Source organism: Yoonia sp. (genome assembly GCF_046498525.1).
Taxonomy (GTDB): Bacteria; Pseudomonadota; Alphaproteobacteria; order Rhodobacterales; family Rhodobacteraceae; genus Yoonia.
This window is the reverse complement of record NZ_JAWOAN010000018.1, coordinates 1-9,238: the sequence shown is the minus strand read 5'-3', so window position 1 is coordinate 9,238 and position 9,238 is coordinate 1. Positions and strand designations below refer to the sequence as shown.

Genomic DNA, 9,238 nt, shown 5'->3' with positions numbered 1-9,238 from the left:
TTCAAAATGATCCTGAATAAGCGCATTATTCCTGGTTGCTTCGCTATTTATCAGAGTAGAAATGGTTCCGAATTTCTTCCGAATTTTTTCCGAACTCATTCCGAACTCATTCCGAAGGTCTTCCGAAGGTTTTCCGGGGCCGGGCTCCGAAGCTGGGGTCATACCCTTTTTGAGCCAGGTAGGCCATGGCTTTTTCATCCAGTTCGATGGTCAGGCCCCGGGAGGCACGCCGCGACAGAGGCCAGTTTTGATCTGGATGCTGTGGCCGGGGCCGAAGTGGCGGCAGGGGCCCGCGCACTGGACAAATTCACTGTCACCCGCACAGGCACCGGGGATATTGCCGTGGTCGGTGATGCAGCCCGTCTCATCAAAGTCACGGGGCACTCGGTACTTCGCGTGAGCAGCCGCGCCCTCGCACAGCCCGTTCTTGCGCCACACCTGCACGCCACAGGCGCGTCAGGGCTTCAGGGCGAGCTCTCCGCGCAGGCCGTCCAGCCCGATGGCACAGGTCAGGCATCAATGACGGTCGCTGCCGCGTTTTGTTATGGGACCTGGCCGCTCACGCTGCTGACGTTCGGGGTACGGGCACCGCCGGGTCAACGCCGTTTCACATCACCCGATACGGTCCAAGGCGGGTCGGTCATTACAGTGCCACGCAGCGGTGTCCTGCGCGCAGAGCCGCGCACAGGTCGTATTCTGAAAGGCTGATCCATGCAGAAGTTCATCATCAAACGTGGCGATACATCGCCGGCCCTGCGCTTTGCCCTTTTGCCCGAGAGCGTGTCACTGGTCGGCGCAATGGTCCGCTTCCAGATGCGCTTGCGAGGTGGCGCGACCGTGATTGATCGCCCCGCGGAGCTCCAGAGCGTGTTCCAGCCAGCGGTGGTCGCGCATGCCTGGGATCCCGGCGAGACAGATATCGCGGGCCGCTATGAGGCGGAGTTCCGCGTGACCTACGCTGATGGCACCATCGAGACCTTCCCCAATCATGGCTTCATCGATGTGTTCATCATCCGGGATGTGCCGGGATTGCCTGGCTGAGCGATGGGGCGCGCCCAAGCGTTCCCTCTGCACGACATAACCTCACCTCAAAATCACCACACCAAAAAGGACGCATACCAATGGAGATCGCACTCTGGACCATGGTCGATGCACTCATGAAATGGGTTATCATTCCCATGGCGGCCATTCTCTGGGTTCATAACCAGAAACTCGGCGCCCACGAAAAGGAAGTGCTGCGCATCATGACGCTGCTTTCCGAGCGCAAGGACCAGCGCGACGAAGACCGCGCAGAATTAAAAGAAGCGCTACGCGATCTGCGCGCGGCCATCCTGCGGCTCGATGAACGGCTGGCTGATTTTGCGCTGGCCCAATCCGTGCAGGCGCCACCGCCTAAAACGACCCGCAGCCCAGCAACCCGGCGCGCAAAAGGCTGAGGCGTTAGCGGCTGGTGCAATGTTCCACACAGCACAGGCATCTCTGCAACAAGAATACCGATACAACCCGAACCCATCATAGAGCCCGTCGCACCTGCGGCGGGTTTTGTCATTTGAAAGGACTACATCATGGCCGACCCGATCCGCACATTCCGGCACTTCCGCGACGTGCCGCAAAACCTCTGGCGCTGGACGGACTTCTCGCCAGCCGAGATTGCCTGTCGCGGCACAGGGCAGCTCAAGCTGCACCCCGAAGCGCTGGACAAGCTGCAAGCACTGCGTGATCGGTTGGGTAAGCCGCTGATTGTGCGCTCCGCCTATCGCAGCCCGGCGCACAACGCGTCGCTCAAGGGCGCAGCGCCCAGCTCAAAGCATATGGATGGCACCGCGTTTGATATTGCCATGGGCAACCATGATCCGGTTGCGTTTGAGGCCGCCGCGCGAGCAGTGGGGTTCCTCGGGTTCGGCTATTATCCGCGGTCTGGGTTCATGCATATCGATCTGGGGCCTGCGCGGTCTTGGGGCCAGCCGTTTCCGCAGCGTGAGGTCGCTTTTGCCGTAGAAGCACCGCAAGCGCGCGAGGTGCTTGCAGAAAGCCGCACGCTGAAAGGCACCGGAGCGGCAGGCGTGGCAACCATCGGTGCCGCCGGGGTCGAGGTTGCACAGGAAGTGCTTACCGAGGCACAGGGAGCTATTCTGCCGCTCGTGCCCTATCTCGACACCCTGCGTTACGTCTTGATTGCCCTTGCGCTTGCCGGACTCGCCGTCGTGATTTATGCCCGCCTCGACGATTGGCAAAAAGGGTGACGCTGATGTGGAAAACGATTATTCCCGGGCAATTGCTGCGCCGCTTGGCCGTGACAAGCCTCATGATCCTGACATCCGCCCTCTTCCTTCTCAATCTACGTCGCCAGGGCGAACGCGCCGGGCGCGTAGCAGAGCGCCTGACCAATCTGGAGCACACCAATCATGGACAGCGAGACATGCTGGACGCGGCCGCAGATCGCCCTCGCAGCCGCGATGATCTTCTTGACCGGCTGCGCAGGGGTGGATTCTGAAACGCCACACAGCGCCTGTCCGCCGGTGGTGGAATATAGTCACGCCGAGCAGGTGCGGGTGGCGGAGGAATTAGAAGCATTGTCTGAAGGCGCGCTGATCGTTGGTTGGCTGGCGGATTATGCAGTGTTAAGGGAGCAGGCAAGGACATGCGGCCCCTGACTGCAACACGGGAATAAAATCGAATCTGGAAAATTCCGTGACTTCGTCATTCTCGTATCCATTCATTCGCATTGGATACATCTTAGCACGCTGTCCGAATTTGCCGGAACACTTCAGTCACGGTTCACTGAACGCCTCGGCGCCCCGGAACAGAGGTTTGAGCAGGTAATGCATAATGCTCTTTTCCCCGGTATGCAGTTCGACAGTTGCTTGCATGCCAGGGCGGAGTTCGATTTCAGCTTGGCGAGGGCTCATGTTTTCACGATCGATCCGAGCGCGCACGCGGTAGTAGGGGGCAGGATATTGGGTTTGTGGATCAGCAAAGGTGTCGGCAGAGACTAGCTCTACTTCACCTTTTAAGGCTCCAAAAATCATGAAGTCATAAGCCGAAAGCTTGATCGTTACCTCTTGGCCGGAGCGTATGCGAGCAATGTCTTTTGGCTCAACTTTGGCGTTAATGTAAAGCGCATCCCCTAGTGGTACGATTTGTAGTATTTCTTCGCCCGGCCCAACGACCCCGCCGACAGCACCGAGACGCACTGAATTCACGATGCCCGCTATATCGGCCCGGATGACAGTACGGTCGAGCTGATCTTGCCGCGCTGCACGTGTTTGTCGCAGAGCGGCGAATTGCGAGAGCGTTGCGGAATAGACCTCTGCACGCTCGCGCAACACGCCAACAATCGCCTCATCATGGCGCAGCCTCGCTTCATTCATGGCTTTGCGGGCGTTGAGCGCTTCAATCGGGGCGATGAGGTCGCGAGCGGCAAGTGACCCCATCAGCTCTGCCTGTTCCTCGGCATCGGCCAACAGTCGCGCCAAACCCGATCGGGTAGTCTCTTCAGACTCCAGCCTTGCAACTAACAGGGCCCTCTCAGACGCCGCAATATCTGGGACAAGTTTTTCCAGCTCCGGATCAAGCGTGAAATTCGGCACCCCGGCTATCTCAGCCTCAAGCCGGGCGCGGCGCACTTCCAGTGTGGCGATATCGCGAGCCAGTTCATCGACCGCGGCGCGATATTGGGTGTCAGACAACCGCACCAGCAAGTCGCCAGGCTGCACGATATCGCCTTCGGTGACACCGAGTTCGGCTATAATGCCACCTTCAAGGTTTTGAATGATCAAAGAGCGGTCTGCCATAACCACTTCCCCCGGTGCACGGACCATTTCAGCCACAACGGCGAAAGAGCTCCAGACCAAGAACACCACCAACGCAAGTGCGGAGACCCAGAGTACCGCGGCTGGTCGGGCAGGAGGACCGGCCCTGTGGGGGGCGCCAAATGTTCCGCTCAATGTTCCCGCCTCCTCTTTCTAATGAGATTCTTTTGCCTCGGAAATGTGTCGCAGCACACTATCGCGCGGGCCATCCATGGCTAGGCGGCCGCGATGCAGTACCAGAGTGCGCTGACAAAGTGGCAGCATTGTCATGCGATGTGTTGCGATCACCGCCATTTTGTTTGCAAGCCAAGGCTTCAGCCTTTCAACCAATTGGGTCTCAAGCGTCGTGTCGAGCGCCGAGGTGGGCTCATCGAGCAACAAAATGCGCGGATCCTGCAACCAAAGCCGTGCCCAGCCAACACTCTGCCGTTGCCCGGCAGAAAGACCCGTACCGCCATCATTGATTATCATATCCAAGCCTTTGGGATGATCACGAATAACCGCACCAAGCCCTGCGAAATCCAGCGCAGTCATTAGTTTTTCATCTTGGTACAGCCGCTCTGAGGGGGCAAGATTATCGCGAAGCGAACCCGCAAACAGCCGAATTTCGCCAGGCATCCAGCCGATGGCGTAGTCTAGGTCGTCAGGGTCGATCTGGTTCATCGCAACATGATCTAGTGTCACCAAGCCATCTTGCGGACGAATGTGTCCAGCCAAGAGGCGTAGTAGCGTGGATTTGCCTGCGCCATTCCCTCCGAGCAGCGCAGTAATTTGTCCAGGCTGAAACACCAGCCCGTCCAGTAAAAGATCTGGTGGACCGTCAGGGTCATGGCTAAAGCGGATCTTCTCCAGTCCGTAGCGGCCGTTAAGATTCGGACGGCGCAGATATTGGCGTTTGTCATCACGGGTCTGCTCGGCCTCTGCAATCTGGCCAAGGCCCAACATCGCTGTCTTGAGCATTGCCCAGCGTGAGAGAATTGAGGAAAGCTGCGAGAGCGGCGAGAGTGTACGCCCGGTCAAGATCGAGAGCGCCACGATGGAGCCTACTTGAAACTGGCCGGCGAACACCATGAACGCCCCGGCCACCACCATCAGCACATAGGTGATCTGTTGCGTGGCACCCGCCCAGCTTGCGAGCATAGCGCTAATACGGCGTTGTTCTGAGCCAGTCTCACCCATCATCCGCACCACATCCATGACCCTGTGGCGATAGCGTGGCTCGGCACCGAGCGCGCGGATACTCTCAGGATGGTAGACAATTTCTTGGTAGAGCATGCCAGCGCGGCTTGAGCTGCCGAGGCTCTCGTCCATCAGCCGCGCCATCCGCTTCCGCATCAATAGACCCGGAAGTACCATCAAGAAGCCTCCCACAATCACAATCAGCACAAGCGGCCCACCGATCGTGGCTATAACAACGAGAAACAATAGCAAAAAAGGCAGATCAGTCAGCGCGCCGCTCGCGGCTGTGGTGAAAAACTCACGAATCGCAGCGGTCTCACGTAGACTGCTCACTAGTTGTGCCGGGGCCATTGGGCGTGCATCAAGCCGCATCCCCAACAGCCGCCCAACCAACCGCTCCGAGAGGGTGATATCCACATCACGCCCGGCCTTATCAATCAGTCGCGCCCGCGCGATACGAATTACCGCCTCAAGTAGGACAGCCAAGATCACACCGATGGTCAGCACGGTCAATGTGGCAAGATTTTCATGTGGGATGACCCGGTCATACACCTGCAGCGCGAACAGTGCCACACCAAGGGCAAGAAGATTTGCCGTCAGCGAACCAATCGATATGATCGCAAGCCAACCGCGAAATGGGATTAGCGCCGACCAAAACCAATGCGCGCCGCGCCCCTTTACCCCTCCCCGCGCAGAGAGTACTTCACCAATAGGCTGCGCAATGAGCAATGTGCCAGAATAGTCGGCCATGAACTCTGCGCGCGAAATTTGTCGGGGCGATCTCGGGTCTTCAAAAGCGAGTACATTCAAAATGCCACCTTGCTCAGACAGAACCAAGCCTCCAGCATTTGCTAAGCCTTCGGCATAAGCTGGCCAATGCTGTGGGCCAGGCTGCGCGACGGGAAGGCGCTCTATGTGAAGGCCCTCTTCGGCAAGCAAAGCTTCGAGGCTTGTTCCTTCAAGAGCGCGATGTTCCAGATCAGTTGCGAAGACCTGGTGATCAAGCCGCACCCGCGCCCAAGCTGCTACAATTGCAGCGCGCGCGTGCGCTATTTCGATGTCCTGATCGCGCCTCGCTGCCTTATTGCTCACAGCTCACGTCCATCAATCAAAACCCCCAAGTCACGTCCAAGAGCCAGCCTCGCCCGCTCTGCCTCAGCCCACAATTGTGACTTTCGAGATTGCAGTGACCATAGGGTATCAAAACTTGCAACCACCTCGACAATGCTGCGCCGCCCTTCCCTAAATTGCGCCAGATACAAGCTGGAGGTACCGTGAGCCATTGCGATCAAACTATCCATCCGATCAAAGCTGGCCTCCATCTCCAGCAGATCTGCACTTGCGCGACGCATCGACCGACTGGCGTCTTCTTTGGCCTGCAGCAGCGTCTGTTCGGCGACGGCGATCCTCGCATTTTGCGCTGCAATCGCACTACGAGTACCCAAGCCAATCACGCCCTCGGCCCCTGCCAGTAGAGCGACCTCTGATCGGGTTTCGCCGTCTGAGCGTTGCATTGTGCCGCTGAGGCCGATGCGTGGTAACATCGCAGCGCGCGAAGCACGGGCTTCTGCATCCTTGCGGTCACGCTCAGCGGCGGCGCGCAGCACGCTAAGCGACGCAAGTCCCTCCGTTACTAAGCCTAACTCTATCGTTTCATCAGCCCCAGATAGTGCTTCCGGGTGGCGGCCTGCAAGCCGCTCCAACTCGTTCAACGCACGCGCCTGCCTACGGCTTGAGCTGGCCTGACGGTCACGCATCTCTGCGAGACGCAGCATGATGCTGCTGCCATCGCCGGGATCACCATAGCCGCTATCAGAGCGGAGCGCGACCACTTCGGCAAGCGCCGACATGCGCAAGACAGCGTTTTCGGCGACTGCTGCTTCCTTGGCATGATAGGCAGCCTCCACCAATAGCGAAAGCGCATCATGAACGCGGTTATTGGCGTCGATTGAGACATCTACGGCTGCTACTTCAAGCTCCGCCCATGCCACTTCACGCAGCGCTTTACGGCGACCGTTATCAAATAGTACCTGCTCTACAGCTATTTGAGCCACCATAGCGCCGAGACCATCTAGGCTTAGGCTCGGCGTAATCCCAGGAAGCCAGTTTTTTGTGGCCGCCATCACGCGAAGCTCTGCTGCCCAGAGATCCGCTGACGCTACGCGAGTTGCGTTGTTCATAACTGCATGCGCGATCTGCGCATTTCGGCTGCCCACAGGATACACAGACTTGCGAAGAGCCAACTCTGAAATAAGCTCTGATTGCGCGCTAAGCTGACTCAGGTCTGAGCTACCAGCAACAAGGGGACGCTCGCTTTCACATCCAGCAAATGCACTTGCTGCTAAGACACAGAGAAGAATCCGCGCCTGTCGTGGATATACGTTCATGACACACCTGCGTCAGCCCACGGTCCCATCAAAACCATTTGAGGCAGTGAAACACCACGCTTTTGACTGCGAAGTAGGCTAGCTTTCGGATGATTGGGGCTCCAGTCATCGGTTCAAGTGATTTGAAGTTGAATTGATTCCTCGACCAGGATTCTCTCGCCCGTGTCAGAATAATTAAAGACATCGAATGTGATACCGCCCACGTCTTCTGTCCCCAACCTTGACGCACCAGTAATATCAACGGAATCTGCAGAATCTCCGGTTATCAGGAGCTGATCAGAGTTAGTGGCAAGACCTGCGATATCTCCTTTGCCGAGAACAATCTCTGCATTTGTTATATAAGTCAGGTCTAATCCGACGACGTTGAAACCACTAACGAATAGTTCGCTCCCGTCAAATTCTTGATTGGTTGCCCCACGCAAGACCAAGGTGCTAACCGTGTTGATCGGATCCACGGTGTTAACATCTCCATCTGAGTCGTCGCCAATTGAAATCATGAAATCCGAGCCTGCCAGAATATCTGGGTTCAAGGAGAATTGACCATTATCGCTGCTGGAGTTACGGACTTCGGAGACCAAAGTGGTGTCAGTGAGAGACAGATCATCCACCGAGTATATATTAATTCCGTCCGCAAGCGTTAGTTCGATCTGATTGATATCATTAGAACTGTTAGAGTAAATCTCTTCCACTCTGGGCGCGTTTGGAATGACTGTGTCCACCTTAATATCCACGCCATCATTTACTGCTACGGTTTCTGAGGGGTTGCCTGCGGGATCAATGGCGCTCGCTGTAATTGGTCCACTGCTTTCGTCCCCAATCATTTCCTGCGTCACCGAAAGTGTCCAATGGCCATCCGCGCCAGTAGTTACCTCCTGTGTGGTTGTATTTGGCAAAGTAACGGTCACAGTGGCACCAGCATCCGCTGTGCCAGTCACATCAAAGCCAATTGACGCCTCCGTAGCGTTAATAATTCCGTCTTCTGTCACATCGGGATTATCGACGGTGATCCCAGAATTCCTATCAATGGTAACTGCAACCTGATCAGTGTCCACATTACCGTAAACGTCGGTGGCCGTTGCAATAATGCTATATTCACCATCTTCAGGTACCTTGCCCACCGGAATTGGGACTGACCAATTCCCATTCAGGCTATCGGCGTCGACAGCTGGAAGCGTGACAGTCGTACCATCCGTAATGCTAAGTACAATTTGTGAGCCCGCTTCGGCTTTGCCAGTCAAAACCCAATTGCTGCTCATATCAGCGTTGATAACGCCGTAATCACCTGGCGAGTTATCCAATGGCAGATCGATTTCAATTTCAGATGTTGTATCGATCGTGACGTTAGCAGTTTTAGGGGCTGAGGTATTGCCGGCCAGGTCCTCGGCCTCCACAGTGACCTCATAAACGCCATCCGCAGGCAGCTCACTCTCTGGGATCGTGAGCGTCCAACTGTTGTCCTCTACCGTCGCTGTGCGCTCGGACTGGCCCGCAAGCGTTACCCTGACCGTGGCGCCAGACTCAGTAACGCCGGACAGCACCATGTCTTCACCACCGGCGGTTACCTCAGGCTGATCAATGGAGAGTGTAGGAGGTGTCGTGTCGATCGTAGCGTTAGCAGTCTTAGGAGCTGAGGTATTGCCGGCCAGGTCCTCGGCCTCCACAGTGATTTCATAAACGCCATCCTCAGGCAACTCACTCTCTGGGATCGTGAGCGTCCAACTGTTGCCCTCCACAGTCGCTGTGCGCTCGGACTGGCCCGCAAGCGTTACCTTGACCGTGGCACCAGATTCAGTAACGCCGGACAGCACCATGTCTTCACCACCAGCGGTTACCTCAGGCTGATCTATAGAAAGTGTAGGA

Annotated in this window: 10 protein-coding genes; 5 read left to right on the top strand and 5 right to left on the bottom strand. The window is 56.8% G+C overall.

The genetic code is table 11. The features are described 5' to 3' along the window. Nucleotides 1–106: 106 nt before the first annotated feature. On the bottom strand, nucleotides 107–298 hold the full coding sequence (locus R6T97_RS01240; RefSeq protein ID WP_410347491.1) for a hypothetical protein: 192 nt from the start codon (nucleotides 296–298) through the stop codon (nucleotides 107–109). Here R6T97_RS01240 and R6T97_RS01235 point away from each other — a divergent pair. The 5 genes from R6T97_RS01235 to R6T97_RS01215 all read left to right on the top strand — a co-directional run bounded on the left by R6T97_RS01235 (nucleotide 262) and on the right by R6T97_RS01215 (nucleotide 2,494). Continuing rightward, nucleotides 262–708 (top strand): hypothetical protein, encoded by a 447-nt coding sequence (locus tag R6T97_RS01235; RefSeq protein ID WP_410347494.1) that lies wholly within the window; start codon nucleotides 262–264, stop codon nucleotides 706–708. The genes R6T97_RS01240 and R6T97_RS01235 overlap by 37 nt on opposite strands. A gap of 3 nt (nucleotides 709–711) precedes the next feature. Beyond that, on the top strand, nucleotides 712–1,041 hold the full coding sequence (locus tag R6T97_RS01230) for a hypothetical protein (RefSeq protein ID WP_410347490.1): 330 nt from the start codon (nucleotides 712–714) through the stop codon (nucleotides 1,039–1,041). A gap of 80 nt (nucleotides 1,042–1,121) precedes the next feature. Continuing rightward, the gene (locus R6T97_RS01225) at nucleotides 1,122–1,436 is read left to right on the top strand and encodes a hypothetical protein (RefSeq protein WP_410347489.1); all 315 of its coding nucleotides are present in this window, start codon (nucleotides 1,122–1,124) and stop codon (nucleotides 1,434–1,436) included. Nucleotides 1,437–1,565: 129 nt separating this feature from the next. Further along, entirely contained in the window at nucleotides 1,566–2,243 is a 678-nt protein-coding gene (locus tag R6T97_RS01220; protein WP_410347488.1) for a YcbK family protein, read from the top strand. Nucleotides 2,244–2,248: 5 nt separating this feature from the next. Beyond that, nucleotides 2,249–2,494 (top strand): hypothetical protein, encoded by a 246-nt coding sequence (locus R6T97_RS01215; RefSeq protein ID WP_410347487.1) that lies wholly within the window; start codon nucleotides 2,249–2,251, stop codon nucleotides 2,492–2,494. A 277-nt stretch (nucleotides 2,495–2,771) separates the two neighbouring features. On the opposite strand, the gene R6T97_RS01210 is transcribed toward R6T97_RS01215, so the two are convergent. From R6T97_RS01210 to R6T97_RS01195, 4 genes are all read right to left on the bottom strand, one after another. Then, nucleotides 2,772–3,860 (bottom strand): HlyD family efflux transporter periplasmic adaptor subunit, encoded by a 1,089-nt coding sequence (locus R6T97_RS01210; RefSeq protein WP_410347493.1) that lies wholly within the window; start codon nucleotides 3,858–3,860, stop codon nucleotides 2,772–2,774. Between the two features lie 105 nt (nucleotides 3,861–3,965). After that, complete coding sequence (locus R6T97_RS01205; protein ID WP_410347486.1) at nucleotides 3,966–6,083, bottom strand: ATP-binding cassette domain-containing protein; 2,118 nt, start codon at nucleotides 6,081–6,083, stop codon at nucleotides 3,966–3,968. After that, nucleotides 6,080–7,171, bottom strand: a complete 1,092-nt coding sequence (locus R6T97_RS01200; protein ID WP_410347492.1) for a TolC family protein — start codon at nucleotides 7,169–7,171, stop codon at nucleotides 6,080–6,082. Before R6T97_RS01200 ends, R6T97_RS01205 begins: the two co-directional genes overlap by 4 nt. 320 nt (nucleotides 7,172–7,491) lie before the next feature. Beyond that, nucleotides 7,492–9,238, bottom strand: a 1,747-nt coding sequence (locus tag R6T97_RS01195) for an Ig-like domain-containing protein (RefSeq protein ID WP_410347485.1), incomplete at its 5' end; no start/stop codon positions are given.

Coding starts and splice junctions, on each gene's coding strand:
- R6T97_RS01230 (WP_410347490.1), top strand. CDS start 712: ATGCAGAAGTTCATCATCAAACGTGGCGATACATCGCCGGCCCTGCGC.
- R6T97_RS01200 (WP_410347492.1), bottom strand. CDS start 7,171: ATGAACAACGCAACTCGCGTAGCGTCAGCGGATCTCTGGGCAGCAGAG.
- R6T97_RS01225 (WP_410347489.1), top strand. CDS start 1,122: ATGGAGATCGCACTCTGGACCATGGTCGATGCACTCATGAAATGGGTT.
- R6T97_RS01220 (WP_410347488.1), top strand. CDS start 1,566: ATGGCCGACCCGATCCGCACATTCCGGCACTTCCGCGACGTGCCGCAA.
- R6T97_RS01215 (WP_410347487.1), top strand. CDS start 2,249: ATGTGGAAAACGATTATTCCCGGGCAATTGCTGCGCCGCTTGGCCGTG.